General features: G+C 65.5%; 20 protein-coding genes and 1 pseudogene. 8 read left to right on the top strand and 13 right to left on the bottom strand.

The window, feature by feature from the left end; genetic code table 11:
• Positions 1 to 10: 10 nt before the first annotated feature.
• Positions 11 to 760: a LamB/YcsF family protein gene (locus PSET11_RS01895; protein WP_124090190.1), complete on the bottom strand. Its 750-nt coding sequence runs from the start codon at positions 758 to 760 to the stop codon at positions 11 to 13.
• Positions 750 to 1559, bottom strand: coding sequence for a hypothetical protein (locus PSET11_RS01890; protein ID WP_124090188.1), 810 nt, complete (start codon positions 1557 to 1559; stop codon positions 750 to 752). Before PSET11_RS01890 ends, PSET11_RS01895 begins: the two co-directional genes overlap by 11 nt.
• A gap of 120 nt (positions 1560 to 1679) precedes the next feature.
• Between PSET11_RS01890 and PSET11_RS17110 the strand changes: the two are divergent.
• Positions 1680 to 3003 (top strand): annotated as a pseudogene (locus PSET11_RS17110) (MFS transporter).
• On the opposite strand, the gene PSET11_RS01880 reads toward PSET11_RS17110, so the two are convergent.
• The 3 genes from PSET11_RS01880 to PSET11_RS01870 form a co-directional block, all read right to left on the bottom strand.
• Entirely contained in the window at positions 2993 to 5332 is a 2340-nt protein-coding gene (locus tag PSET11_RS01880) for a glycoside hydrolase family 65 protein (RefSeq protein WP_124090186.1), read from the bottom strand. The pseudogene PSET11_RS17110 and the gene PSET11_RS01880 overlap by 11 nt on opposite strands.
• A gap of 151 nt (positions 5333 to 5483) precedes the next feature.
• The gene (locus tag PSET11_RS01875; RefSeq protein ID WP_124090183.1) at positions 5484 to 6257 is read right to left on the bottom strand and encodes an HAD family hydrolase; all 774 of its coding nucleotides are present in this window, start codon (positions 6255 to 6257) and stop codon (positions 5484 to 5486) included.
• Positions 6258 to 6402: 145 nt separating this feature from the next.
• Entirely contained in the window at positions 6403 to 7020 is a 618-nt protein-coding gene (locus tag PSET11_RS01870; protein WP_124090181.1) for an alpha/beta hydrolase, read from the bottom strand.
• Positions 7021 to 7189: 169 nt separating this feature from the next.
• Here PSET11_RS01870 and PSET11_RS01865 point away from each other — a divergent pair, with 169 nt between their 5' ends.
• The 5 genes from PSET11_RS01865 to PSET11_RS01845 all read left to right on the top strand — a co-directional run bounded on the left by PSET11_RS01865 (position 7190) and on the right by PSET11_RS01845 (position 13024).
• The gene (locus PSET11_RS01865; RefSeq protein ID WP_124090179.1) at positions 7190 to 8065 is read left to right on the top strand and encodes a DeoR/GlpR family DNA-binding transcription regulator; all 876 of its coding nucleotides are present in this window, start codon (positions 7190 to 7192) and stop codon (positions 8063 to 8065) included.
• Positions 8062 to 9060, top strand: coding sequence for a 1-phosphofructokinase family hexose kinase (locus PSET11_RS01860; protein ID WP_124090177.1), 999 nt, complete (start codon positions 8062 to 8064; stop codon positions 9058 to 9060). Before PSET11_RS01865 ends, PSET11_RS01860 begins: the two co-directional genes overlap by 4 nt.
• Positions 9061 to 9062: 2 nt before the next feature.
• Entirely contained in the window at positions 9063 to 11081 is a 2019-nt protein-coding gene (locus PSET11_RS01855) for a PTS fructose transporter subunit IIABC (RefSeq protein ID WP_124090175.1), read from the top strand.
• A gap of 68 nt (positions 11082 to 11149) precedes the next feature.
• Entirely contained in the window at positions 11150 to 11428 is a 279-nt protein-coding gene (locus tag PSET11_RS01850; RefSeq protein ID WP_124090173.1) for an HPr family phosphocarrier protein, read from the top strand.
• A 168-nt stretch (positions 11429 to 11596) separates the two neighbouring features.
• Positions 11597 to 13024, top strand: coding sequence for an AAA family ATPase (locus PSET11_RS01845; RefSeq protein WP_124090171.1), 1428 nt, complete (start codon positions 11597 to 11599; stop codon positions 13022 to 13024).
• A gap of 19 nt (positions 13025 to 13043) precedes the next feature.
• On the opposite strand, the gene PSET11_RS01840 is transcribed toward PSET11_RS01845, so the two are convergent.
• Entirely contained in the window at positions 13044 to 13475 is a 432-nt protein-coding gene (locus tag PSET11_RS01840; protein ID WP_124090169.1) for an SRPBCC domain-containing protein, read from the bottom strand.
• 57 nt (positions 13476 to 13532) lie between these two features.
• The gene (gene ku, locus PSET11_RS01835; protein WP_124090167.1) at positions 13533 to 14585 is read right to left on the bottom strand and encodes a non-homologous end joining protein Ku; all 1053 of its coding nucleotides are present in this window, start codon (positions 14583 to 14585) and stop codon (positions 13533 to 13535) included.
• Positions 14586 to 14626: 41 nt separating this feature from the next.
• Here ku and PSET11_RS01830 point away from each other — a divergent pair, with 41 nt between their 5' ends.
• The gene (locus PSET11_RS01830) at positions 14627 to 17143 is read left to right on the top strand and encodes an ATP-dependent DNA ligase (RefSeq protein ID WP_124090165.1); all 2517 of its coding nucleotides are present in this window, start codon (positions 14627 to 14629) and stop codon (positions 17141 to 17143) included.
• A gap of 93 nt (positions 17144 to 17236) precedes the next feature.
• On the opposite strand, the gene PSET11_RS01825 is transcribed toward PSET11_RS01830, so the two are convergent.
• A complete protein-coding gene (locus PSET11_RS01825; protein ID WP_124090163.1) occupies positions 17237 to 17494 on the bottom strand; it encodes a hypothetical protein in 258 nt (85 codons plus the stop codon).
• 599 nt (positions 17495 to 18093) lie between these two features.
• Between PSET11_RS01825 and PSET11_RS01820 the strand changes: the two genes are divergently transcribed.
• The gene (locus PSET11_RS01820) at positions 18094 to 19689 is read left to right on the top strand and encodes an MFS transporter (protein ID WP_124090161.1); all 1596 of its coding nucleotides are present in this window, start codon (positions 18094 to 18096) and stop codon (positions 19687 to 19689) included.
• A gap of 116 nt (positions 19690 to 19805) precedes the next feature.
• Here the strand turns inward: PSET11_RS01820 and PSET11_RS01815 are convergent, their stop codons facing one another.
• From PSET11_RS01815 to PSET11_RS01795, 5 genes are read right to left on the bottom strand one after another with little or no spacing between them, the layout of a single operon-like run.
• Positions 19806 to 20585, bottom strand: a complete 780-nt coding sequence (locus tag PSET11_RS01815) for an SDR family NAD(P)-dependent oxidoreductase (RefSeq protein WP_124090159.1) — start codon at positions 20583 to 20585, stop codon at positions 19806 to 19808.
• 56 nt (positions 20586 to 20641) lie between these two features.
• Positions 20642 to 22513, bottom strand: a complete 1872-nt coding sequence (locus PSET11_RS01810) for an IucA/IucC family protein (RefSeq protein WP_124090158.1) — start codon at positions 22511 to 22513, stop codon at positions 20642 to 20644.
• Complete coding sequence (locus PSET11_RS01805; protein WP_124090156.1) at positions 22510 to 23076, bottom strand: GNAT family N-acetyltransferase; 567 nt, start codon at positions 23074 to 23076, stop codon at positions 22510 to 22512. Before PSET11_RS01805 ends, PSET11_RS01810 begins: the two co-directional genes overlap by 4 nt.
• Positions 23073 to 24398, bottom strand: a complete 1326-nt coding sequence (locus tag PSET11_RS01800) for a lysine N(6)-hydroxylase/L-ornithine N(5)-oxygenase family protein (protein WP_124090154.1) — start codon at positions 24396 to 24398, stop codon at positions 23073 to 23075. Before PSET11_RS01800 ends, PSET11_RS01805 begins: the two co-directional genes overlap by 4 nt.
• Positions 24395 to 26062, bottom strand: coding sequence for a pyridoxal phosphate-dependent decarboxylase family protein (locus PSET11_RS01795; protein ID WP_124090152.1), 1668 nt, complete (start codon positions 26060 to 26062; stop codon positions 24395 to 24397). The genes PSET11_RS01800 and PSET11_RS01795 overlap by 4 nt, the downstream gene beginning before the upstream one ends.
• Positions 26063 to 26486 lie beyond the last annotated feature (424 nt).

Below are 26486 nucleotides of genomic sequence, written 5' to 3'. Positions count from 1 at the left end.
TGAGAGACCTTTAGGCGAACGGAGCCATTTCGAGCCCCGCGGCTTCGAGACCGGCACGGACTCCGGCAGCCATCTCCACAGCGCCGGGGGTGTCGCCATGGATGCAGAGGGAGTCCGGGCGGACCTGGACAACCGTGCCATCAACGGCAACGACCTCGCCCTTGGTGGCCAGCCGGACAGCGCGCTCAACGATCGAATCAACGTCGTGCAGCACGGCGCCATCCTGCGAGCGCGGCACGAGCGTCCCATCAGGCAGGTAGGCACGATCCACGAAGGCCTCAACGAACACCGGGTGGCCGGCGGCTTTGGCTTGCTCCAACAGTTCCGAACCCGGGAGGCCCAGGATGGGAAGGCCGGGATCGTAGGCGTTCACGGCCGCCACCACGGCAGATGCCTGCTCGGCGTCGTGGACCAGCCGGTTGTACAGGGCACCGTGCGGTTTCACGTAGTCCACGGATGCGCCGACAGCGTGGGCCACGCCGTCGAGCGCTCCGAGCTGATAGAGGACGTCACCGAACAGCTCGTCAAAGCTCAGGTCAAGGGCGCGGCGGCCAAACCCGGCGAGGTCCCGGTAGCCCACGTGCGCGCCCACGGTGACGTCCAGTTCGTACGCGGCGCGGCAGCTGTCCAGCATGGTGATGGGGTCGCCGGCGTGGAAGCCGCACGCCACGTTGGCGCTGGTGACCAGTTGGAACATGCGCGCATCATCGCCCATGGTCCATGAACCGAATGATTCGCCGAGGTCAGCGTTAAGATCCAAGAGTTTTGCCTTCCAGCGGCTGTTGATCGGAGCCTGCAGCGGTAGCCGTCAGTTCCCCAGGGATGGTGTCCGGCAGTGGCCCAAACGCTTCCTTGGCGTTGGACACCACTGCGCGTCCCATCATGAGGTTACCGGCTCCACCCACCACGGCGCCGATCCCGAACGGGAGCGCCCTGCCAAAGAAGGCCGTTCCCTGGCGCCGGAGGAGGTTCTTGAGGAAGGCCTTCTGGATCTTGTTCCGGACCGCGCCGAACCCTGATCCGGGCATTGCCTTGGTCAGGATGCTTCCCAACGACTTCGACGAGCTGATGCCCGCACCACCGGCCGCTTGGCTGCTGAGGCCACTGAGCAGCGAGGTCCCCTCCTCGCCCAGCATGATGGCCATGACCATGGTGCTCGCCTTGTCTGGATTGGTCATCCGAATCCCGTGCAGCTCCGCGAGGGAAGTTGCGTAAAGCGCGGTCGTCTCTAGAAAGCCCACGGTGGCGGCGGCGGAAAGCCCCAGCGAGGCGATAGTCCCGATCCCGGGGACGACGGCGGTGGCTCCTACCAGCGCTCCGCCGCCCGTCACGGCGCGGATGTAGTCCCGCTCCAGGAACGTGGCCAGCTGGGCTGCCGTGGCCTCGGGGTGCCGCTTCCGCAGCCGCCGGAGGTACGCCAGAACCAGCGGACGCTGAACCTCAACGGCTTTGAGGAGGACATTGTGCACCCCAGGTTTCGGCTTGCCCTCAGCATCAAAAACTGCGCTGTGCGCCGTCTCCTGGGCGATTCGTACTGCGGGGTTGCTGCGCTTGGCCATTGTCACCTCTGTTGGTCTGGCGCGCCGGTTGCGGCCTCCTTCAATACTAAGGCTGCTTCACGTCAGGCCTCCCCCGTGGGCCCCTCGGACCCGCATAAGGAGCGCGCCTAGAATTGGGGCATGCCCGCTCTTTATGCCCTGCGTCCCTTTGCCTATCGGGAGTATCGGGTGTTGATCGCTGCCTTGGCGATTTCCATCTTTGGCTCCGGCATGTGGGCTGTGGGCATGGTCTACCAGGTGATTCATCTGGGCGGCGGTCCGCTGGAGCTGTCCCTGGTAGCGGCGGCAGGCAGCGTCGGGCTGGTGGCGTTCGTCCTGGCCGGCGGCATTGCCGCGGACCGCTTCCCGCAACGCACCCTCATCATCGCGGTGGAAGGCGCCAACCTTGCCGTCATCGCGGCGATCAGCGGCCTTGCCATGACCGGGCTGCTGCAACTCTGGCATGTTGCGCTTGGCGCGTTCGTGCTTGGCGTGGGCGCAGCGTTCTTCTTCCCTGCGTATTCGGCCATCCTGCCGCGGATCCTGCCTCCCGAGGACCTCCTCGCCGCCAACGGCATGGAAGGGTCCATGCGGCCAGTGCTACAGCAGGCCGCCGGTCCAGCCGTCGCGGGGCTGGTGGTGGCAGCCCTCTCGCCCTCGCATGCCGTCACGGCCGTGGCTGCCTGCCATCTGGTGGCATTCGTGGTCCTTAATTTCCTCAGCCGCGCGCCGCTGTCCGGCATCAGCACTGGCGGGGCTGGTACCAACGGCACCGAGGACAGCAGCTCCAACGAAGCCGGCGGGCAACACCAACAGTCCACCCTTTTTCCAGGACCTCCGAGAAGGCGTCAGCTACACCGTCCGTACACCGTGGCTGCTCTGGACCCTGCTCTGGGCTTGCATCTCGGTATTGTTCCTGATCGGCCCCATCGAGGTGCTGCTGCCCTTCGTGGTCCGCGATCAGATGGGCAGGGATTCGAGCACGTTCGGTTTCCTGCTCGCCGTCATGGGCGTCGGCGCGGCCTTGGGTTCGTTGCTGACGGCCTCCTTCAGGCTTCCCCGACGCTACCTCACGGTAATGATGGTGGCCTGGGGCGCTGGCAGCCTGCCACTGGCCGCCGTGGGCGTCTTCACCAATTTCTGGGCGATCGCCGCGGCGTTGTTCATCTTCGGCGCCACCGGCAGCGTGGGCATGGTCATCTGGGGCACGCTGCTGCAGCGCCGCGTCCCGCCGCACCTGCTGGGCCGTATCTCCAGCCTGGATTTCTTCGTCTCGCTGGCACTGATGCCGGTGTCCATGGCCTTGGCGGGGCCAGTCGCGGAAGTTCTACCCATCTGGCTGATCTTCCTGGTGGCAGGGTGCGTCTGCCCCATCGTGGCGGTCATTGCCCTGGTGATCGCCAAAATGCCAGCAGACGAACTTGCGCATCCCCTGGACACGCCACCCCGGGTAACTACCGGCTGAGCACCATGGGGATGGACGCCGTCGGCGGTCCGGAGGGGAAAAGGGTGGGCTCGGGCTCGGCAATAGGTGCCAACTCCACGGTGACGCGATCGTTGCCCACCGTGTACGTCTCGCCGCGTACGTCGATGTCCAGGGCTGCACCGTCCTGGACCGCCAGGGTGATGGCCCCGGGAGCGAGCTGAACGTGCAGGAGGCGGCCCCTGATCCGAAAGTGGAAGTCGAGCCCCTTCCAGTCGGCCGGCAGGCGCGGGTCGAAAAGCGGCAGGGGACCCTGGTCCCGCAGGCCTGCGAACCCGCAGACCAGCGAGCTCCACACGCCGCCGGTGGACGCGATGTGGACACCATCAATGGTGTTGCCATGGGTGTCGTCCAGGTCGATGAAGGCAGCGTTGGTGAAGTGCTTCAGGGCCTCGTCCCCGTAGCCCACCTCGGCGGCCATGATGCCCTGCACGCAGGCGGAGAGGGTGGAGTCTCCGGTGGTGATGGGGTCATAGAAATCGAAGGCACGCTGCTTCTCTTCAGCGGAGAAATCCTGCCACTGCAGGAACATGGCCAGCACGGTGTCTGCCTGCTTGAGGACCTGGTGGCGGTAGATCACCAGCGGGTGGAAGTGCAGCAGCAGCGGGTACTTGGAACGGGGTGTGGTCCAATCCCACGGCTCCAGGGTCATGAAGTCGTTGTCCTGCGAGTGGACTTGCATCCGGTCGTCGAAAGGCAGGTGCATCAGGTTGGCCGCGGCCGCCCACAACTGCCGTTCCTCCTGGGTGATGTTGGCGTGTTCCAGGGCCACGGCCGTCCGCAGGTTGAACCGCGCCATGACGTTTGTGTACAGGTTGTCGTTGACCACGGCGGTGTACTCATCCGGGCCGGTCACCCCGTGGATATGGAAGAGGCCGTCCTTACCGAAGAAGCCCAATGAAATCCACATCCGGGCCGTCTCGATCAGCAGGTCGGCACCGAGTCCCTCACGGAAGGAATCGTCGCCGGTAGCCCAAAGGTAGCGGTTGGTGGCAAACGCAATGGCTGCCGCGATGTGGAACTGCGCGGTGCCGGCAGCGTAGTAGGCGCTGGCCTCCAGGCCGTTGATGGTCCGCCACGGGAAAAGTGCACCGTCCACGCTGAGCTCCTTGGCGCGGATCTGCGCGTCGGGCAGGATGCCGTGCCGGTACTCCAGCACCTGGCGGGCTGCCACCGGATTGGTGTACGTCAGGTAGGGCAGGATGTAGACCTCCTGGTCCCAGAAGTAGTGCCCTTCATAGCCGGAGCCGGTGACACCCTTGGCCGGGATGCCAGCCACGTCCGCGCGCGCTGTTGCCTGCGCCAACTGGAAGAGGTTCCAGCGGATGGCCTGCTGCAATTCGGCCGGGCCGTCCACCACAATGTCCGAGGTAGCCCAGTAGTCCCGGTAATGCGCGACGCTCTCATCGAAGATGTCCTGGACTGCCCGCAAGCCCGTTTCGGCAACTTCTGCGGCGTCGATGTCGTCGTCCTGCACCGCTGGCCCGGCGGCGTAGCTGACGCTCTTTTCGAGCCGGAACGGCTCGTCCGGGTTTGCCGCCAAGACATAGCGGACGCTGCTTTCGTCTTGGTCCACCTGGGTGTCGAAAGGCTGGTGGCATGGGGAGGTCCAGTGGTCCACGGCAACGCCAACGCGCTGCTTTGATTCTGCGGCTTCCCAGGACAGCCGCAGGGATCCGTCGCCGCCGTCGAGCCGCAGTGGGAGCAGGACACGTCCGGCGTGACGTCCGGCCCGGCGGGGATCGTGCTCGGAGTGGTCTTCAACGGGCGCGTCTTGGCGGTTGCTCATGGTGGAGGTCACGTCCAGGGAGACCTCGCGGTCGGCGGCCACCTCAAGGGAGATACCCAGGCTGCCCCGGGACGCGAACCCCACCGCCCGGCGCTCGGTGGTGCTGACCACGGCGCCGGAACGGCACTGCCAGCTGATCCGGCATTCGTAAATGCCGGTGCTGAAGTCCACCGACCGGTGGTAGTCGATGACCTCAGACTCGGCCAGGCTCAACGCTTCGCCGTCGATCATCACGGTGAAGTTGTTGGCATCGGGGATGTAGATGATCCGCTGACCCGTCCGGGCAAAACCGAACGCGTTCTCTGCGTGCTTGATGTCCCAAATTTCGTGCAGGCCGTTGATGAAGCTGCCGGGCAGGTCGGCGTCGTTCATGGCCCAGTGCGCACCGCGGATGCCGAGGTGGCCGTTGCCGAGCGCGAAGAGGGTTTCCAGCGTGCCGGCCTGGCCTGCCTCGTGCCGGGTTTCGACAAGCTGCCAGGGAGTATTGGGGAACCTGTCGCGGTCCGCGGAGATCAGGGCCATGATGTGTGGATCCTTCGGGGGTTTTGCTGGGCAGCGGGCGCAAGGCCGGCTGGGCATGCTGATGAATTCAAGGGCAGGGTAATGCTGGAGTTGGCCGGCGGGGGGGCGCCAGCCAGGGCGGCTCAGCGGGCAGCTGCCCGCGGCGGCTGGGTCAGGGCAGGAGCTCTTCGAGGCCGTTGACCACCAGGGTGGCGCCGGCGTCGAGGAGCGTCTGGCGGCCTGCGCCCCGGTCCACGCCGATCACGGAGTGGAAAGACCCGGCGCTGCCGGCCTGGACACCGGAGACGGCGTCCTCCACCACCACGCAGTCCTCGCTGGGCAACTCGAGCAGTTGAGCAGCGTATTCGTAGGTGGCGGGGCTGGGTTTGCCAGGCAGGCCAGCATCTGCGGCCACCACGCCGTCCACCACGACGGTGAAATGGTGGGCAAGTCCTGCGGCCGCCAGGACTGCTGGGGCGTTCCGCGAGGAGGAGACGACGGCGACCTGCAGTCCGCGGGCCAGCACGGCTTCGAGGTAGCGGACGGAGCCGGCAAACGGTTCGACGCCGGCGCTCACAATGTCGTTGAAGATCCGGTTCTTGCGGTTGCCCAGGCCCTGGACGGTCTCGTTGGCTGCGTCGTCGTCGAGCGGCCCCTCGGCCAGCACGATGCCGCGGGAGGCCAGGAAGTCCCGGACGCCGTCGAACCGTGGTTTGCCGTCGATATGGTCGAAGTAGTCGGCTTCGCTGTAGGCGGCTGCGCCGGGACGCGTGGGGAGGAAGCCGTCAAAGAGTTCCTGCCAGGCCTGTTCGTGCACCACGGCCGTGGGGGTCAGGACACCATCCAGGTCGAACAGCACCGCGCGGGCGCTGGTCCAGTCGGCGGATCCTGTTCCCGGTGCCTGCGGGGAAGCGGGTGCATCGGCAGGCGAAGTGGATTTGGTCATCAGTGTGCGTGTCCTTCCAGACGGCAGGCAGCCCCTACGAGAGGTGGGGACGGGGGTGGGGCTGAACCGATGTTCTACATTAATCATGCGGCGCGACGGTGCCCTGCGACAAACCCGCGCCCCGCGGCAACCCTTGCCGCGACGCTCAGCCCAGGACGTAGTGGCGCAGGAAGGCGCTCACATCTGCCATTTCGGGTTTGGACATTGCATGCCCCATGCCCGGGTAGGTCCTGGCCGTGAGACGAACATGGTGTTCCAGCCACTCCGCCGTGTGCGCGGTAGCGTCCTCGTTGATGACCAGGTCAGCTTTGTCCCGCCCCCAGAAAAAGGCAGGTTTCTCATCGAAAGAGTCGGTGAGGGCCAAGAGGTCATTGTCGAGGACGAAGCCTGACAGGCCTACCACCGTTGAATAGTCCTTGGGGTGCAGCCGCAGGAGGGTGCTGGCCATGGCCATGCCCTGGGAGTAGCCCAGCAAGGTCACGCTGCTATGGCCGCCGCGCAGTGAGGTGATCCATTGGTGCACTGATCCTGTGACCTTGACGACGTCCGCGAAGTCGTTGGCAAGGAAGTAGTCCAGCAGGAACCAGCCATAGGCATCGCCGATGTCCATGGGTGCCCGCAGCGCAGCACAGGTGAATTCCGCGGGCAGGTGGTCAAAAAGGCGCACCATCCGGGATTCGTCGGTGCCGTAACCGTGCATCATCACCAACAGCGGCGTCCCCGCGCGCTGGTCCTCCGGCTTTGACCACACCACAGTTTCCATGGCATCAGCCTAGCGAGGCAGACGGGGGCGCCACGCGCAAATATTGTTTCATGTTGGTTTCTGTTGACAAACCAAAGAAAACAAAGATAAAGTCAACTATCTCAACATCATGTGATGAGAGTCACGCCGCGGGGCGGGGCCAGCAGTGAACTTACGCAACGGAGGGTACGTGTTCGCCGAAGAGCGCCAGCAGCAAATCGCCGAACTTGTCGTCGGCAACGGCCGGGTCAGTGTGACCCTGTTGGCCGAACGCTTCAGCATCACCACCGAAACTGTTCGCCGCGACCTCGCCGCCCTGGAATCTGCCGGCACACTGCGCCGGGTCCACGGCGGTGCCGTCCCCGCCGATCGCGCCAGCACCACCGAGGCCAGCGTCACCGAACGAGCCATCCAGCACCCCGACCAGAAAATCCGCATCGCCGAGGCAGCGCTGGCGATGGTCCCGACCCACTGGGACGGCAGCGTCCTGATCGACGGCGGAACCACCACCGAAGTCCTGGCTGACCTGCTCGCCCACCGCGCCGCGGTGACCAACGCCACCGCCGCGCACGCCGCCGTCGAACGCCAAGGGACTGAAGCCGCCGCGCAGGCGGAGACCGCAGATACCTCCGCCGCCCAGGCACCCCGCGAACTGGTGGTCATCACGCACGCCGTTCCCATCGCCGGAAAACTCTCCACCGTCCCGGGCATCGCTTTGCAGGTCCTGGGCGGCCGCGTCCGCGGCCTCACCCAGGTGGCCGTGGGCCACGCAACTGCAGACGCCGCCGTCCGGCTTCGCCCCGACATCGCGTTCCTAGGCACCAACGGAATCTCCGCAAGCTTCGGGCTGAGCACTCCCGATCCCGAAGAAGCCGCCGTGAAGGCAGCTTTCGTCCGTTCGGCCCGCCGCATTGTGGTGTTGGCCGACTCCTCCAAGCTGGACACGGAAACCCTGGTCCAGTTCGCCTCCCTGAAAGATCTGGACACCTTGATTACAGACAGCGAACCCGGCCCGGAACTCGCGGCCGCATTGGAAGAAGCCGGCGTAGACGTGGTGATCGCATGATCATCACCTTCACTGCCAACCCCAGCCTGGACCGCACCGTGGCCCTTCCCAGCCCGCTGGAACGCGGCGAGGTCCAGCGGGCGGTTTCCGTCAGCCAGGAATCCGGCGGCAAGGGCGTCAACGTGTCCCGCGCCCTGGTGGCCTCCGGGCTCGAGTCCCTGGCAGTGCTCCCGGGCGCCGACGCGGATCCGGTCCTCACCGGCCTGCGCGATAGTGGCGTCCCCTTCGCCGCCCTGCCCATTGACGAGCCGTTGCGGACCAATGTGGCGCTCACCGAACCGGACGGTACCACCACCAAAATCAACGAACCCGGGCCGTTGCTGGCAGCAGATCAGCAAGAAGCCCTCATCAAGCTGCTGCTCGAGAGCGCCCAGCACGCCAACTGGGTGGTCTTGGCTGGCTCGTTGCCACCCGGATTCCCGGCAAACTTCTACGCCACCGTGGCCCGGCGCCTCCGCGCCGATGCCCACGGCACGGCCCCTTTGATCGCCGTCGACTCCTCCGGCGACCCGCTCGCTGCCGCCCTCACGGACAACGGCGACGGCACCACCCCAGGCTCCGGTAAACCGGACCTCCTCAAACCCAACGCCGAGGAACTCGCGGAACTGGCAGCCATTGCCGGCTTCGCCTCGGCCACCGCCAACGAACTGGAAGCGGACCCGGAGGCTGCCGCAGCAGCTGCCGCCGCCGTCGTCCGAACTGGCGTGGGAGCTGTACTGGCAACTCTCGGATCCAAGGGAGCTGTCCTGGTAACGGCCGACGGCGCGTGGCTGGCCACGCATCCACCGGTCACCGCAGTCAGCACGGTAGGCGCAGGCGATTCCGCCCTGGCCGGCTACCTGCTTGCCCACGGCAGGGGCGCCGCTCCCGCCGATTGCCTCCGACAGGCCGTTGCCCACGGGGCCGCCGCCGCTACGCTGCCGGGATCTACCGTCCCGGCAGTTTCCCAAACAACCCCGGATGCCGTAACCATCACGGCCCTTCGAAAGGATTGACAGTGACTCAGCTCATCACCACGGACCTGGTCGAGCTCGACCAGAACCTGGGCCATTCGCCCGAGGAAGTGATCCGCCACCTGGCCGGCAAAGTTGCCGCTACTGGCCGCGCTGCCGAGGTTGAAGGCCTCTTCAATGACGCCTTCGCCCGCGAACAGAAGACCGCCACCGGAATCCCCGGCGGCATCGCCATTCCGCACTGCCGCTCGGCAGCTGTCAACGAGCCCACGCTCGCCATGGCCCGACTGTCCACCAAAGTGGACTTCGGCGCCAAAGACGGCCCCGCGGACCTGATCTTCTTCATCGCAGCACCGGAGGGCGCAGACCAGGCCCACCTGAAGCTCCTCTCCAAGCTGGCCCGCTCACTCATCAAAAAGGATTTCACTGCGGCCCTGCGTGCTGCAGGGTCCCGTGAGGAAATCGTCGAGCTGGTGGACGGTGCACTGGCCGACAAGCCTGCAGCCTCCGCCGCCGCTCCCGCAGCCGCGACTTCCGGCACAGCCGCCACCAAGCGGATCGTCGCTGTGACGGCATGCCCCACCGGCATTGCGCACACCTACATGGCCGCCGATTCGCTCGTCGCTGCCGCCAAGGAAATGGGCGTTGATCTCCAGGTGGAAACCCAGGGTTCCTCAGGTGCCAAGCCGCTGGATCCCGCCGTCATTGCCGCCGCTGACGCCGTGATCTTCGCCGTTGATGTGGACGTCCGCGGCAAAGAACGCTTTGCCGGCAAGCCGCTTATTTCGGCCCCGGTCAAGCGTGGCATTGACGAACCCACCAAGATGGTCGAAGAGGCACTTGCCGCTGCGGCCAACCCGAATGCCCGCCGCGTGGTGGCTTCCGGCTCCGGCGCAGGCGACGAGTCAGCGTCCTCGGCTGGCGGCGAGCACATCGGCCAGAAACTGAAGAAGGCCCTCCTCACCGGCGTCAGCTACATGATCCCGTTCGTGGCAGGTGGCGGTCTGCTGATCGCCTTGGGCTTCCTCCTGGGCGGTTACCTCATCACCGACTTCGCGGACACGATCGTGACCACGAACAACCTCTTCAACCTTCCCACCGAGTACCCGGACAACGCCGTTGGCCCGCTGGGTGCCTACCTGGGCGCTGTGCTGTTCAAGATCGGCGCCCTGTCCATGGGCTTCCTGGTCCCAGCGTTGGCAGGTTACATCGCGTATGGCATCGCTGACCGGCCAGGCATCGCGCCCGGCTTCGTCGCTGGTGCAGTAGCAGGATTCACGGGCGCAGGCTTCCTGGGCGGCATTGTGGGCGGCCTCCTGGCCGGCTACGTTGCCTACGTCATCGGCCAGTGGGAAGTTCCCCGTTGGCTCCGCGGCCTGATGCCCGTGGTCATCATTCCGCTGCTGGCCTCCATTGTGGCTTCCGGCCTGATGTTCCTGGTCCTCGGCGGTCCGATCGCTGCGATCACCACCGGCCTGAACAGCTGGCTCTCCGGCATGACCGGCGCCTCCGCAGTGGTCCTCGGAATCATCCTGGGCCTCATGATGTGCTTCGACCTGGGTGGTCCCGTCAACAAGGTGGCCTACTCCTTCGCCGTTGCAGGCCTGGGTACCGCTACCTTGACCAACCAGGCGCCGTGGCAGATCATGGCAGCTGTCATGGCCGCCGGCATGGTTCCGCCGCTGGCCATGGCCCTTGCCACCACCCTCGACAAGAAGCGCTTCAGCGTCACTGAACAGGAAAACGGCAAGGCAGCCTGGCTGCTGGGCGCATCCTTCATCTCCGAAGGCGCCATCCCGTTCGCCGCCGCCGATCCGCTCCGTGTCATCCCCGCCAGCATGCTGGGCGGTGCCATCACCGGCGCCATCACCATGGCGGCCGGCGTAGGTTCCAAGGCGCCCCACGGTGGCATCTTCGTCTTCTTCGCCATCGACAACTTCCTGATGTTTGCGGTGGCTATCGCAATCGGCACCGTTGTTACGGCGCTCTCCGTGTTGGCCCTCAAACGCTGGGCTGTGAAGTCCCGCGTTGATACGGTGGAACAGGTTCCCGTAACTGTCTAGGCTGGCCCCGGAAATCCCTTCCGAAAAGCCCACCTCCGACGTCGTCGTTTGATTCACAAGGAGCAGAAATGTCCGAACGTAACGCCACCATTGCAAGCCGCGTTGGCCTGCACGCCCGCCCCGCCGCCATCTTCGCCGAGGCTGCAGGCGAGTACGACCTCGAAATCACCATCGCCCGTGAGGGTGAGCCGGTTGACGAGGCCATGGATGCCGCCAGCATCCTGTCCCTGATGAGCCTGGGCGCCTCACACGGCGACGTTGTGGTGCTCCGCGCCGAAGGCGACGGCGCAGAAGAGGCCCTGGCCCGCCTGGTGGAGATCCTGGAAACGGATCACGACGCCGAATAGCAGCAACGCAGTACGCGCGGCCGGTCCCTCCCGAGACTTCCTCGGGGTGGCCGGCCGCCGTCGTGTGCGCCTGCGGGGCCTTTGGGCGCTTGCTCGCCCGGAGCAGACTCTGACCGGCAGGGAACAGACCGCCCTGGGCTCTTCCCTTGGTGCTGGTAGGGTCTGCGCATGGATGAAAAATTGGAGAAGTTCATCGACGATTTTGCGGACCTCATGCAATTGGCACAGTCCGGCAGGCACCGGCCGCCAACGGGACCGCAGCTGTTGACCACGCTCACTGCGCATCTCGGTCTGCCGGCAGAGACACTGTCCGTCGTGGTGGAGGAGATCTCCCCGCACCGATTCGTTGACGCTGACATTGTCATGGCCGAACTCGCAGCCGAGAGTGCCGATTTCCGGCTGGTCGGCATCGGCGGCGGGGACCAGCGGCACCATCAATCGCTCAGCGACATGTTGCAGGTGTCGGAAGTCTTCTCGCATTTTCCCCTGACTCAGCCCGACTACAGGAACCTCGCCACCGGGCCCGACGATCAGCGTCAGGCGGTCGCGATGGGGCTGTGGTTGTTCACCTATGGGGGCAGCCCACTGTCCGTGTGGCAGCGGGACGCGAACCCGCGTTTTGGCCGAGCGTCAGCTTCCCTCGAAGTCCTCGCAGCGGACACCGCCACTGCCGCGAAATTCCTTGCTGAGCTCCGCTTGCGGATGCAGCACCAGAGCGTCCTGAAAGGCCAGATCATTTCCTTGGTCATGGGCGAGTACGGCCCCAGCGCTTCGGGCGTCACGTTCCATGCCAGGCCTGTCCTGGAGGCGTCCGATGTCATCCTGCCCGACGGGATACTGCAGAAAGTGTCGGGTCACGTGCTTGGCATTGCCGAACATCGGGCGTCCCTCAGCGACTACGGCCAGCACCTGAAGCGGGGCGTTCTTCTTTATGGCAGCCCGGGAACGGGTAAAACCCACACGGTGCGCTATCTGCTCAGTCAGAGTGAGGGAACAACTGCCATCCTCTTGTCGGGCGGATCATTGGCGAGAGTCTCGGAAGCCGCTGCCATGGCCCGAGCGTTGCAACCGTCAATTGTTGTCCTTGAAGACTGCGACCTGATCGCCGAGGACCGGAGTTTCGGGCATGGACCGCAGCCGTTACTGTTTGAGGTGCTGGACGCTATGGACGGCCTGGACCGGGATGCTGACGTCGCCTTTGTCCTAACCACCAATCGCGTGGACATGCTGGAACGTGCTTTGGCCCAGCGCCCAGGGCGCGTGGATCTTGCCGTGGAGATCCCGCTGCCGGCTCTCGGAGAGCGGACAAGCCTCCTCGACCTTTACGCGCGCGGGATTCCCTTCAGCGCCGGCGCCCTTCAGGACGCGGCGGCACGAACAGCGGGGACCACCGCCTCATTCGCCCGAGAACTGGTGCGACGGGCCGTGGTTGCTGCCGTGATGGAAGGCGGGCCCGTTGAGGACAGGCACCTCGGAGCTGCTGTGGACGGCCTGATGGCCGATGGGGAGGCCCTCACACGAAGCCTTCTTGGCAGTGACGCCGATGCGGACGTCGAGAACCACGGTCCGAGCGCTGCCGGTACCCGGTTCCCCTGAACAGGCAGCCCAGCTCCCGCTAGCGGCTTTCGGTGATCCGTTTGACGTCCGCCAGCAGCATGTCCCACATACCCTGCGAATGCTGCGCTGCGTCGGCCGAGGGATTATTTTCCTGCGTCAACGTGAGCTGCGTGGCACCGTCCTGGGCATGCAACATCCAGGTGAGGGTGTGATAATTCTGTGGCTCGTCCGCCTCGCCGCCGAGGGGACTGAAGTGGGTGTGGACGAGCCGCGCTGCCGGCTCGACGTCGAGGATTTCGCCCTTGTCCTGGTATGGCTTGCCCTCATACTCGCCTCGCCAGAAAATCGGGCCGCCCACAGTCCAGTCGGTTTCAAGATCCGCGCCGAACATGAACTCCTTCACCGCCGCCGGATCAGTCACCACATCCCAGACCTGTTGCGGCGAAGCATCGATGGAGATGGTGGACCTGGACACGAATTCTTCGCTCATTCTCTGACCGCCTTTTCGTTGACCCCGGCATAGCCGCCGGAAAACTAGCCATCTGGATCAGGCCGGTTTGCGGGCCCGGCTCGGTGCCGCCTTCGCAGCTGTTCGCTTGGCTGGCGTCTTGGCGCCGGCCTCGGTTGATTCCTTGTCCGCCCCGGTGCTGCTGGCCTTGGTTGAGGCCCTGGCCCGGCTGGACGTGCCGCCCGAGGCCGCGGCAGCGGGCTTCTTGGCCGCAGCGCGTCGGGTGCCGCTCGCCTTCTTCCCGGTGTCGGCGTCGTCCGCCCCTTCTGCCGTCCCCGATGCGGGCTCGTCCCCCGACGCCGCAGTGCCGCGCTTGCGTTCGAGGCTGCGCTTCAGCGCTTCCATCAGGTCGATGACCTCGCCGCTGCCACTGCCGCCCTGCTCGGCGCCGAAGGTCTCCTCGGTGTCCAGCGAATCGCCCTTTTCGAGCTTGGCGTCAATGAGCTGCCGCAGCTGGGTCTGGTAGTCGTCGGTGAAGTGGGTCGGATCAAAGTCGGCGGCCATGGACTCCACCAGCGCGGCAGACATATCCCGCTCCTGCGCCGAAATCCTGATGCTCGCTTCAAGTGCCGGGAAATTAGCTTCGCGGACCTCATCTGGCCAAAGCAGCGACTGCAGCACCAGCACATCGTCCTTGATCCGGAGCGCCCCCAACCTGGTCTTCTCGCGGAGCGCGAACTGCACAATGGCCACCCGGTCAGTGTCTTCCAGGGCACGCCGCAGGAGCACGTAGGCCTTGGGGGAGGTCGAATCGGGCTCCAGGTAGTAGCTCTTCTCGAACATCATGGGTTCAAGCTGCTCCGACGGGACGAACTGCACCACCTCGATCTCGTGGCTGTTCTCGGCCGGAATGGACTTGAGTTCCTCCTTGGACAGAATGACCGTCCTGCCGTCGTCCTCGTAGGCCTTGTCGATGTCCGAATAGTCGATAACCTGGCTGCAGACCTCGCACCGGCGCTGGTAGCGGATCCTGCCGCCGTCGGCGTTGTGTACCTGGTGCAGACTGATGTCATGATCTTCAGTAGCGCTGTAGACCTTGACGGGCACGTTGACCAGGCCAAACGCGATGGCACCTTTCCAGATGGCTCTCATCCCTCAAGTGAACAACAGACTGGGCCGGAGGTGAAGCCCCTATGGCAGGTACGCGGGACCGGGTTCGGGTTGCTGGCCGCGAGCTGACGCTGACCAATCTGGACAAAGTCATCTATCCGGAGACCGGCACCACCAAGGCAGATGTGCTGGCCTACTACGCTGCAGTGGCGCACGTCCTCATCCCGGCGGCCTCGAACCGACCGGCCACCCAGAAGCGCTGGGTGCATGGTGTTGGCACCGCCGAACGCCCGGGTGAACTGTTCTTCCAGAAGAATCTTGACCACTCGGCACCGGGGTGGCTGCCCCGCGCGGCCATCGCCCATAAAGACGGCACCATCTATTACCCCTTGGTCAATGATCCAGCCACGCTCACCTGGTTTGGCCAGATCAACTCGCTGGAAATCCATGTACCGCAGTGGCGGGTGGACGGCCAGGGCCACCAGCTTCCCCCAGACAGGCTGGTGCTGGACCTGGACCCTGGCGACGGCGCAGGCCTCCCCGAGTGCCAGGAAATCGCCTTGCTGGCACGCACCATCCTGCAGGATGTTGGCCTGGACCCGGTCCCGGTGACCAGCGGCAGCAAGGGCATCCACCTCTACGCAGCGTTGGACGGCAGACAGTCCTCCGACCAGATTTCTTCGTTCGCCCACGAACTGGCCCGGGCGCTCGAAGCGGACCACCCGAAACTCGCCGTCAGCGACATGAAGAAAACCCTGCGCCGGGGCAAGGTGCTGGTCGATTGGAGCCAGAACAGCGCCGCAAAAACCACCATCGTGCCCTACTCCCTGCGCGGCCGGACCACCCCGACGGTGGCTGCGCCCCGGACCTGGGACGAACTTGAGGCTCCGGACCTAGCCCAGCTCGACTACGAAGCCGTCCTGCAACGGGTACGCGACGGGCTCGACCCGTTTGCCGCCGTCGTCCGGGCCACAGCCGGCCTGCCCGGCGGGGAGCCTGCTGCGGCCAGTCCGGATCCGGCCACGTCGGATCCACGCTTGGCGCCCTACCGTGCCATGCGCAACCCCCAAGCCACGCCAGAGCCCTTCAGCGGCGCCCCCGGCAACGGGAACAGCTTTGTCATCCAGGAGCACCACGCCAGCCGGCTGCATTTCGATTTTCGGCTCGAGCACGAGGGCGTCCTGGTTTCCTGGGCACTGCCCAAGGGCGTCCCTGAGACCGGCGGCCGGAACAACCTGGCGGTGCAGACCGAGGACCACCCGCTCGACTACGGCAGCTTCGAGGGGACCATCCCCAAAGGTCAGTACGGCGCGGGCGAGGTGAGCATCTGGGACCACGGCACGTACGAGCTGCACAAATGGATCAACGGCAGGGAGGTCATCGCCACGCTCACCGGGGCACCCGGCGGCGGACTCGGCGGCACCCGCAAGTTCGCGCTCATCCACACGGGCCGCGGGCACGGCAGCGGCGCCGCAGGTCAGTGGCTGATCCACCTGATGGACGCGGAACACCACGGCGGACGACGGCGGGAGGTGGCGGACGCGGGCAGCGAGGACAATGCGGGTGCTGGAGCTGTTTCGGGCCATCAGGATGCCGACCACGCAGGCGCTCCAGGCGCGCCCGGTCCGCTGGCCTTCGCCCCCATGCTGGCCTCTGCCGGCAAGCCGTCCGATCTGCACGGCAGCGACTGGCAACTGGAGCTCAAGTGGGACGGCGTCCGCGCCATCATCGTGGCTGACGCCAGCTCGGTGCGGATCTTCAGCCGCAACGGCAACGATGTCAGCCGCACCTACCCGGAGCTCACGGATCGGAGCAGCTGGCCGCCGCAGCCCTTTGTGGCCGACGGCGAGATCGTGGCCTTCTCGGCATCGGGACGCCCCGACTTCGGTGTGTTGCAGGGCCGGATGAAGCTGACCCGCGCTGCTGAGGTAACCCAGGCCCGCACATCCATTCCGGTCCGGCTGCTGCTATTTGATCTGCTCTCTGATGACGCCACGGATCTGCGCCGGCTCCCCCTGACCAAGCGGCGCCACCGGTTGGAACAGTTCTTCTCCTCCACCGGCAGCCCACTATCCAACGGCGCCCCGATCGAGCTTTCGGCAGTCCTGACAGATCCGGTGGCGCAGATTCTGGCCAGCGCCCAGGAACTGGGACTTGAGGGCGTCTTGGCCAAGCGAATCGACAGCAGGTACGTCAGCGGGCAGCGGACCAAGACCTGGATCAAGCTCAAACTGGAGCAGACCCAGGAAGTGGTGGTGGGCGGCTGGCGGCCCGGAAACGGTGCACGCAAACAGACGGTGGGCTCGTTGCTGGTGGGCATCCCGGATGGCGACAGGCTCCGTTACGTGGGCAGGGTGGGCGGCGGTTTCAGTGATCGGGAACTGGCCGAGTTGCGCCGCACCGTCGAGTCGATGGGACCGGCGCCCTCGCCGTTCCACGACGTCCCTAGGATAGACGCCGCCGATGCGACCTGGATGGAACCCATGCTCGTGGGCGAGGTGACCTTCAGTGCCTGGACGGGTCCGGGCAGGCTACGGCATCCGGTGTGGCGGGGCTGGCGGCCGGACAAGGACCCAGCAGACGTGGTCCTGGAAGATTAAGCAGCTCTGCCCCACGTCGTCAGCGGCGAAAGCCGCCCGCAACGCGGGGCAGAGTTGAAGTGACTGGACCGCCGGAACGGTCCTTGCCGGAGCCTATGAGGAGTGCGGCATCTGCGGCCGGCTGGTGCGGTGCACGGCGGTCACTGCCGCTTCGTGTCCCATCCGGCCATGGCCCGCGCCACGGTCCTTGGGGTGTCGGTGCTTGCCGTTGCCATCCGGCCACTCGTTCTGGGGGGCCTGGTTGGCCGTGCCGGCAACCGCCGGGCCGGGCGCTGCAGGAGCGCCCATGGCGGCAGCCAACTGGTCAGCCATCTCGGGTGCAATGTCTTGGGTGCGGTTTTCGTCAGCCATTGTTCTCTTCCTTCTGCGATGAATGAAGTCTGGTGATTGATGCTCCAGGTCCAGGGGCCAAGGATGGTGCCGATGGGGCGGCAACGCTCGGTGGCGGCGGGTCCTGGTCTGCCCGTGGCGGCCTGTACGGCGGTGGGCAGCCATCAGCGACGGCAGTGCGCGCGTCCGCTGACCCATTTTCAGAGAATTTCCATGGCCCCACTTTAGGCATCCGCTGCCGTCCTGTGAACCCCTGCGCGCCGCAGTTCCGATGCCGTCTCCAGAACCTCGGACGACGACGGTAGAACAGTGCTCCGCGACTCCCGCTCAGGCAGTGGAACATCCCGCGGCTTCTCGCCAATTCCGCCCCTGAAACGGCACAAAATGCGCCCTCGAAGAAAAATATTTGGTAACGGTGGCGGCCACGGCGAGAATTCCGCGTCATCACTGGGAAAGCGCGGCAAAATAAAACGATAAACAACTGCCGCAGAGCGGCACAAAAGGGGGGATCGTACGGCATTCAACGAGCGAACGCCAGAGATTGAGCGTAAAATTGAAGGTCTGCCCGGAGCGGGGCAGCTACAAGTCGCAAGCAAATGACCTCCACAGGAGCCTTCCAAATGCCCGAAGACCGAAGCATGACCGACTCTTCAGCAGGCGAGAATAACGCCCGCAGAACAAACCCGAGTGCCCCCAAAATACTCAAGAAACCAAGACTGCCCCGACGCCGGCTGAAAGAATCCGACGTCAACGTGGTTAACCAGCCCATGCTCAGGAAAGCAATGGGCGGAACCATCGTGGGCAACACCATGGAATGGTACGACGTTGGTGTTTTTGGCTACCTGATCACCACCATGGGCGTCACCTTCCTGCCCGAAGCCGATCCGGCCACGGCCACCCTGTTCCTGCTGGGAACCTTCGCCGCAACCTTCATTGCCCGCCCCCTCGGCGGCATCATCTTTGGCTGGCTGGGCGACAAGGTGGGCCGGCAGAAGACGCTGGCCACCACCTTGATGATCATGGCTGCGAGCACCTTCGCCGTAGGCCTGCTGCCCGGCTATGCCCAGGTTGGCCTCTGGTCGCCCGCCCTGCTGGTGATCTTGAAGGTCATCCAGGGCTTCTCCACCGGCGGCGAGTACGCCGGCGCCACCACCTTTGTGAGCGAATACGCGGCGGACCGCCGTCGCGGTTTCTTCGCCAGTTTCCTGGACCTGGGCAGTTACCTTGGCTTCGCCATCGGTGCCGCACTGGTATCGGTGCTGCAGCTGACGCTCGGCCAAGCTGCCATGGAGGAATGGGGCTGGCGGATTCCGTTCCTGGTGGCCGGTCCGCTGGGACTGATCGCCATCTACTTCCGGAGCAAGATTGAGGAATCCCCTCAATTCCAGGCAACCCTGGATGCCCGCGAAGAGGCGTCCAAGAACGCCACCGCGTCCGATCCTGTCACCGCCAGCGGACCGATTGCCACCGTCAAGGCCAACTGGCGCCCCATCCTGGTTGCCATGGTGGTGGTGGCTGCGGCCAACACCGCCGGGTACGCGCTGACCTCGTACATGCCCACGTATCTCACGTCCGAAAAGGGCTACGACGAGATGCACGGTACCGCGTTGACCATTCCCGTCCTGGTGATCATGGCCCTCTGCATCCCCCTGACCGGCAAGCTGTCGGACAAGGTGGGCCGCCGCCCCATCCTCTGGGTGGGCGCAGTGAGCACCATCGTGCTGGCCGTTCCAGCGTTCATGATGATTGGGATCGGCGAAGTGTGGTCAACCCTGGTGGGCCTGGCGCTCATCGCCTTCCCGGTCACCTTCTACGTTGCCAACCTGGCGTCATCGCTGCCGGCCCAGTTCCCCACCTCGAGCCGGTACAGCTCGATGGGCATCGCCTACAACTTTGCGGTAGCCATTTTTGGTGGCACCACGCCATTCATTGTGGCCGCGCTCATCCAGGCGACCGACAACGACATGATGCCTGCCTACTACCTGATGGTGACCTCCGCTGCAGGCGCGGTGGGCATCTACTTCCTCAAGGAATCGGCCAACAAGCCCCTTCCCGGGTCCATGCCCAGCGTGGACACGCAGGAGGAGGCCCGCGAACTCGTGGCCACGCAGGATGAGAACCCGAACTTCGTCGTGGCGGACCTGCCGTTCGACGACGTCATCCCACCGTCCGAGGGCACAGCCACCGCTGACGGTAAGACGGCCGCTCCGGCGTAGCTTCAGGAGGGCACTTGCAGTAGCCCACGCTCCAAGGCCCGCCCCGTATCGCTTCTTCGGAAGCCGTGCGGGGCGGGCCTTTGCCGTGCTGGTCCGCAGTGAAAAACCCGGGCGTCCTACTCTGCCCTGGGCTTGCGCGCCGGCCCCGCCATCAGCCGGGCAGGAGCCACCTTGGCCAGGAGTGCCACGGTTTTGTAGCGCTTGGACGGGATGCACACGGCCCGGCCGCGTTCGTTTGCCGCCAGCGCTTCCAGCACCACCCGCGACGCAGACAGCCAGGTCCACGACGGCGCAACGCCGGTGTCCATGCCCATCTGCTCGTGGAATTCGGTCCTGGTGAACCCTGGGCACACCGCCGTGACTTTGACGCCGCGCGGCCCATAGGCCAGATTGGCCCACCGGCTGAAACTCAGCAGCCACGCCTTGGCCGCCGAATAGGTGCCGCGGGGCAGGAACGCGGCGATGCTGGACACGTTGATCACCCTGCCGGTCCCGCGCGCCAACATCCCTTGCAGCGCAGCGTGCGTCAGGGTCAGCGCCGCTTCGGCGTGCAGCTTCAGGTGCCGCCGCTCCTCCTCGAGGCCGTTCTCGGCGAAGTCCCGCAGCATGCCGATCCCGGCGTTGTTGACCAGGATCCCCACCGGGCGTTCTGGATCGGACAGGCGGACGACGACGGCGGCCAGGTCGCGGTCCTCTGTCAGGTCCGCGACCAGCACCTCAGCCGTGACCCCGTACCGCTGTTCAAGGTCGGCAGCCAAGGCAGTCAACCGCTCCTCACGGCGCGCCACCAGCACGACGTTGCAGCCCTGGGCGGCGAGTTGGCGTGCAAACTCGCCGCCCAGTCCTGCGCTGGCGCCGGTGACAAGGGCAGTGGTTCCAGACAATGCGTGGCTCATGCGGCAAGCCTAGCGTCCGGTTCCCAGTAAGCCCCGTGACCCTGGTCAGCCGTGACCTACCCTGCTGCCGCCACTCCCGGTGCATAGCGCGCCAGGGGGTTAGCCAACCGGCCGGCCATCTGCAGCCCACCGGACGGATCCGTCAGGTCCAGCATCTGCTGGTTGTTGCGCAGCTGCAGCCGATTGAGGCAGGACAGTTCAAAGTCCGCGGCGAAGAGATCGTGGCGGGCAAACTGGTCAGCCAACTCGGGGTGCTGCTCCTGATAGTCGGCAACGGCTTCTGCAGCGATACGCCAGAAATCCTCCTGGGCCAAAGTGCCGTCGTCGTCCAGGAGCGCGGCCAGGAAGCGGAAAATGCAGTCGAAGATGTCGGTGAAGATCGCCAGCACCTTCTCCGTGTCCGGGATGGCCACCTGGATGCGGGACACCTCGGCCGGAAGCTCAAGCCGCTCCCCCATCACCACGATTTCCTCGGCGATGTCCTTCATGATGGCGCGTACCGGCACCCCGTCGTCGAGGATGAGGATGACGTTCTCACCGTGGGGCATGAACGCCAGCTCGTACTTGTACAGGCAGTGCACCAGCGGCACCAGGTACGCCTCAAAGTAGCGGCGAAGCCACTCGGCTGCGCTCAACCCGGACCGCTGGATCAGGGCGGACACCAGGGGTTGGCCCGATGCATCAACGTGCAGCAGGGACGCCATGGTGGCCAACTGCTGGCCTTCAGCCAGGAGTGGCAGCGGGCTTTCCCGCCACAGGGCGGACAGCATCTTGCGGTAGGGCGAACCCGGCGCCGAGCCAGCCTCATAATTGGCGTTGTGGTAGCCGATCGCGGCAATTTCGCCGATCATGGTGAAGCCGCGGTCCTGCAGCGCCGGATCCGCCTCAATTAGTCCGCGCAGCCAATCGTTGATGGCCGGGGTGGCCTTCATGTACTGCGGCGACAGCCCGCGCATGAAGCCCATGTTCAAGACCGACATTGCCGTCTTCACGTAGTGCTTGGCGGGATCCGTGGTGTTGAAGAACGTGCGGATGGACTGCTGGGCCTGGTAACGCTCTGTCCCCGTGCCCAAGTACACAATCCGCTGCCGGGCAATCTCCGCGGCAAAGGTGACCGTGAGTTTGTTTTCCCACTGCCACGGATGCACGGGCAGGAAGAAGTACTGCTCCGGGTCCAACCCCTGCAGCTGCAGTTCGGCGTCGAAATCCCCCGCCAGTGGACCCAGCTCGGCGTCCAGGTGGGCGCGGTAGTCCAAGCCTTCGCTGGCCGTGAACACGGCATGGCTGCGCTGCGCAGCGATCCAGACCAGCTGCAGCGGCGCGCCAGTTTCGGGGGCGTACGCGTGGAAGTCGCTGACGCCAAACCCCAGCCGGCCATTGTTCGCAACGAAGCACGGGTGACCCTCCGTCATGCTGCGTTCGATCGCCTGGAAATCGGCCGCCCGGTCCAGCCCGCCGGTCACGCCGGCTACCAGTTCGGCCGACGACGGCTGGCTGGCCCACTCCTTGTAGGCGCGGCTGGCCAACGTGCTGCTGACCTCTTCCAGGTATACCGGCAGCATGGCAATGGTGATGCCCAGGGTCTCGTGGAAGACGGTGATGAAGTCCAGGACATCCAGCGGCGCTTCGGTGCCGTCCTGGAAGCCTTGGATGGACTCGGCGTCGATGGACCAATGCTCAAGTTCCAGCACCCGCGCCGCAAAGCGGTACTCATGCCTGCCGTCGGTGCTGGTGACGCGGAACAGCCCCGCACCCAGTGGCTCCGGCGTCAGGATCCGTTCGTGCGAGAACTCGGCGAGCGACTTGCGCAGCAGGTGCCGGTTGGCGGCGTCCCAGCGCTCGGCGTTCAGGTGCGGCGCGCTGGCCAGCTGTTCGGCGTCGAGGGTTGAGCGGTGCTGTTGCACGGCGTTCTCGAGGTGGATGGTCATAGCGCTCCCTGGGGGTGGAGGTTTTGCAGGTGGGTGATCGTGGCGCGGGCGGCGTGGTAGTCCGCGCGGGTGCAGAAGCTGAGCAGCGCTTCCTTGTCTGGCAGGGTCACCACGCCAACGGGTTGGAAGCCCAACCGGGCGTTGAGGGCGTGGATCTTGGTGTTGCGCGCGTCGGGTTCCACCACCACTCGTTCCACCTCGGGGCGGGAGAAGAGCCTGGACAGGACGGCGTCCATCACCGTGGTGGTGTAGCCGGGTTCGTACCCGGACGACGGCGGCGCCACCAGCAGGTGCATCCCCACGTCGCCGGGTTCCACTGCGTAGACCGCGGCCAGTGGTGAGGCATCGGGAACGTATTCCTCCATCAGGAAGGCGGGGACGCCGTCGTCGAGCCCCAATTCGGCGTGGTGATGGCCGCTGGACTGGATGCCGCCGTATTCCTTGGCCACGTCGGCGACGCTGGCGTTGAGCATCCCCCAGAAGGAGGCGTAGGGCTGGCTGACCCAGCCGTGCAGGAGTTCGGCGTCTGCCACGGCGTCCAGGCAGCGGAAGGTGAACCTCATGCCGGCACCTCCGCGGGAATGCCGGTTGGCGCACCGAAGTGTTGGAAGGCGATGCTGCGTTCCACGGGGTACACCTCGCGGCCGGTGATTTCGCGCAGGATGCAGGAGTTGCGGTAGGCGGCCATGCCCAGGTCAGGGGTGACGAAGCCGTGCGTGTGCAGTTCGGCGTTCTGGACGAAGATTTCGCCGGCATCGACGCCGGTGCTGTAGTTCCGGTTCACGGCGAACCTGCCGGCACCGTCCCGGACGATCCGGTCCCTGATGCCGGCCAGGAACGCCGGCTCGCGGTAGCCGTACCCGGTGGCCAGGACCACTGCCTCGGTGTCCAGGGTGTAGCTGCTGCCCTGTTCCCCGTGCGCCAGGTGCAACGTGTGCGTGCCGACTGCCGCATCCCAGTGCGCCGCGGTAAGGGTCGAGTGCGTGAGCAATTGGGTGTCCACCAGGCCCGCGATGCTGCGTGTGTAGAGCAGATCATAGATGGCGTCGATCAGCTCGGAGTTGATGCCCTTGTACAGGTTCTTCTGCGTCTTGATCAAGTGATCGCGCTGGGACTCCGGCAGTTCGTGGAAGTAGTCCACATACTCCGGCGAGGTCATTTCCAGGGTCAGCTTGGTGTACTCCAACGGGAAGAACCTGCCGGAGCGGGTGACCCAGTTGAGCTGGTACCCGTGGGCATCGGCTTCCTGGAGCAGCTCGTAGTAGATCTCCGCTGCACTCTGGCCACTGCCCAGGATGGTGATGCTGCGCTTCTTCTGCAGCTCCGCCTTCCGGGCCAGGTACTCGGCGTTGTGGAACACCAGTCCGCCCGTGCCCGCTGCCGACTGGGCCATGATGCCCCGACCGGATTCGGGGACGTACGGCGAGGTGCCGGTGCCCAGCACCAGCCGCCGCGCCAGCAGTACCTCCTGCCCATCTGGACCGTTGACGGTGAGCCGGTACACGCCGTCGTCGTACGCAATGTCCGTCACCGATGTGCCAAACCGGACCGACGGCAACTGGCCGGCCACCCATTGGCAGTACTGGTTGAACTCGGCACGCAGGGGGTAGAAATTCTCGCGGATGTAGAAGCGATAGAGCCTGCCGGTCTGCTTGAGGAAGTTCAGGAAGGAGTAGGGCGAGGTGGGGTCCGCGAGCGTGACCAGGTCCGCCATGAAGGGGACCTGGAGGTGGGCGGGCTCCAGCATCATGCCCGGGTGCCAGTCGAACGAATCGCGCTGCTCGAGAAACACGCCGTCCAGGCCGTCGATGGGCTCGGCGAGGGCGGCCAGGCCCAGGTTGAAGGGCCCGACGCCGATCGCCGCGAAGTCGTGGACGTGGCTCATGCTGCCGCCCCGCTCCGGTTGTGGTCCTGGTTCTGGGCCTGATTCTGGGCCGGCAGGAGGCTCGCGCCGGTGCGGCGCAGGAGCTCAACGATTTCGCTGATGTCCTCCAACGTGGCCTCGGCATTGAGGAGGGTGAACTTGAGGTAGTGCCGGCCAGCCACCTTGGTCCCAGCCACAACGGCCTGGCCCGAGGCGAAGACGGCGGCGCGGATCGCCGGGTTGAGGGTGTCCGCGGCATCCTCGCTCAGGCGGGTGCCGTCCGCGTCGACGGGCCGGTAGCGGAACACCAGGGTGCTCAGCTGGGGCGCTGCCACCAGTTCGAAGTCGTCATCCGATGCCAAGAGCGAACCAACCTGGGCGGCAAGGTCGATGGCCTCGTCAAACAGCGCACCGATGGCGTCGGCGCCCATGATCCGCAGCGTCAGCCACAGCTTCAGCGCGTCGAACCGGCGGGTGGTCTGGATACTCTTGTCCACCTGGTTGGGGATCTCTGCCAGTGCGGCGCTTTCCGGGTTCAAGTAATCGGCGTAGTAGGTGATGTGGCGGAGCATGGTGCTCTCGCGGACCAGCAGGGCGCTCGAGCTCACCGGCTGGAAGAAGGTCTTGTGGAAGTCGACGGTGACGGAGTCGGCCAGGCGTGTGCCGTCCAGGAGGTGCCGGTAGCGGCCGGACACCATCAAACCGCCGCCGTATGCGGCGTCAACGTGGAACCAGGCGCCGTAGGCGCGCGCCAATGCGGCCAGGTCGGTGAGTGGATCCACGGCGCCGAAATCTGTGGTGCCGCCGGTGGCCACGACCGCCATGGCGGTGTGGCCTGCTTCATGCGCATCGGCCATGGCGGTGGCCAGCGCGGTCGGGTCCATCCGGTGGTCAGGGGTGCACGGGACGGTGATGACGGCGTCGAACCCCAGGCCCAGCATGGAGGCGGACTTCTGGATGCTGAAGTGGCTGTCCTCCGAGGTGAAGATCCGGAGCGAATCCAGCAGCGCCGGGAGGCGGAGGTTGGCGCGGGACGGTTCCTGCCGGAGCCCGGCCACCGCGTGGTTGCGGGCGATCAGGAGGGCCTGAAGGTTGGATTGGCTTCCGCCGGACGTGAAGATGCCGTCGGCGTCGGCGCCGAGGTGCAGCCGGTCAGCAGCCCAGTCGATGAGGCGGCGCTCGATCATGGTGGCACCGGCGCTCTGGTCCCAGGTGTCGAGGGATGAGTTCACTGCAGACAGGATTGCCTCACCCACGAGGGCGGGGATCACCACGGGGCAATTGAGGTGTGCCGCGTACTTGCTGTCGTGGAAATAGACAGCATCGCGGAGGTAGACGGATTCGAGTTCCTCAAGCGCTGCGGCCGTGTCCGCGAGGGGGCTTGCCAGGTCAACGGCGTCAACGCGAGCCTTCATCTCGGCAGGACCCACGCCGGTGAACGGTTGGGTGGTGCGCTCAATCTTGGTGGCCACGACGGTGACACCCTGCAGCACCTGGGCAACGTAGCGGGGTGCGTTGCGTTTGTTGAAGAGGTGGTTGGTGGCGCCCAGCGCCAGTTCCACGCTGGATCCAAAGTCCTGCCCAGACTGGGCGCTGTTGGGCCGCTCGTCGTTGGGCTGGGTTGCGTTGGGCTGGGCGCCGGTGGCGCGCGGGTCGTCCAGGTGGATCGCGTCAAGGGGGGGCATCAGCGGCACTGGTCATCCTTTCGGTCAGAGCTGTTCGACGAACAACACAGGCAAGCCTTACTTAGGATGACCTATTAATCAAACTTCTGTGATGTATTTGACGTTGATGACGCGTTATCAGCGATTCAGGCCGCGCCTGGTTCCATGTGACTCGCGCAGCGGCTTGGAATCTGCCATAGTTCCGGGCACGTTTGCTCGGGCGACGGAGCTTGGCCTGCTCCCGTCAGTCCGCTCTTGCTGGTTCCGCGCCACGATAATCGCCCCGGCTAGCCAAACGTGACTTCGAGATATCCCCTGCCGGGCAACGGAGAACTACTGCCGCATCCAGCCATTGGGAGCGACGGAAGGCGTGATGAATATCGACTTCGGAGTCGGCCTCGGCAGCCCGGATGAGGCGTATTTCGCGGCCAACCCTGAATCGGTT

Origin of the sequence: Arthrobacter ulcerisalmonis, assembly GCF_900609065.1 — a bacterium.
GTDB lineage: Bacteria > Actinomycetota > Actinomycetes > Actinomycetales > Micrococcaceae > Arthrobacter > Arthrobacter ulcerisalmonis.
The sequence above is the reverse complement of the archived record's forward strand: the minus strand, read 5'-3'. Positions and strand labels throughout refer to the sequence as shown.

Bases quoted from the DNA above. Each gene is read 5' to 3' on its own strand.
- PSET11_RS01815 (WP_124090159.1), bottom strand. From the start codon at position 20,585: ATGAGCCACGCATTGTCTGGAACCACTGCCCTTGTCACCGGCGCCAGC.
- PSET11_RS01805 (WP_124090156.1), bottom strand. From the start codon at position 23,076: ATGAGGTTCACCTTCCGCTGCCTGGACGCCGTGGCAGACGCCGAACTC.
- PSET11_RS01820 (WP_124090161.1), top strand. From the start codon at position 18,094: ATGCCCGAAGACCGAAGCATGACCGACTCTTCAGCAGGCGAGAATAAC.
- PSET11_RS01850 (WP_124090173.1), top strand. From the start codon at position 11,150: ATGTCCGAACGTAACGCCACCATTGCAAGCCGCGTTGGCCTGCACGCC.
- PSET11_RS01840 (WP_124090169.1), bottom strand. From the start codon at position 13,475: ATGAGCGAAGAATTCGTGTCCAGGTCCACCATCTCCATCGATGCTTCG.
- PSET11_RS01795 (WP_124090152.1), bottom strand. From the start codon at position 26,062: ATGCCCCCCCTTGACGCGATCCACCTGGACGACCCGCGCGCCACCGGC.
- PSET11_RS01860 (WP_124090177.1), top strand. From the start codon at position 8,062: ATGATCATCACCTTCACTGCCAACCCCAGCCTGGACCGCACCGTGGCC.
- PSET11_RS01880 (WP_124090186.1), bottom strand. From the start codon at position 5,332: ATGGCCCTGATCTCCGCGGACCGCGACAGGTTCCCCAATACTCCCTGG.
- PSET11_RS01845 (WP_124090171.1), top strand. From the start codon at position 11,597: ATGGATGAAAAATTGGAGAAGTTCATCGACGATTTTGCGGACCTCATG.
- PSET11_RS01870 (WP_124090181.1), bottom strand. From the start codon at position 7,020: ATGGAAACTGTGGTGTGGTCAAAGCCGGAGGACCAGCGCGCGGGGACG.
- PSET11_RS01810 (WP_124090158.1), bottom strand. From the start codon at position 22,513: ATGACCATCCACCTCGAGAACGCCGTGCAACAGCACCGCTCAACCCTC.
- PSET11_RS01830 (WP_124090165.1), top strand. From the start codon at position 14,627: ATGGCAGGTACGCGGGACCGGGTTCGGGTTGCTGGCCGCGAGCTGACG.
- PSET11_RS01825 (WP_124090163.1), bottom strand. From the start codon at position 17,494: ATGGCTGACGAAAACCGCACCCAAGACATTGCACCCGAGATGGCTGAC.
- PSET11_RS01875 (WP_124090183.1), bottom strand. From the start codon at position 6,257: ATGACCAAATCCACTTCGCCTGCCGATGCACCCGCTTCCCCGCAGGCA.
- ku (WP_124090167.1), bottom strand. From the start codon at position 14,585: ATGAGAGCCATCTGGAAAGGTGCCATCGCGTTTGGCCTGGTCAACGTG.
- PSET11_RS01800 (WP_124090154.1), bottom strand. From the start codon at position 24,398: ATGAGCCACGTCCACGACTTCGCGGCGATCGGCGTCGGGCCCTTCAAC.
- PSET11_RS01890 (WP_124090188.1), bottom strand. From the start codon at position 1,559: ATGGCCAAGCGCAGCAACCCCGCAGTACGAATCGCCCAGGAGACGGCG.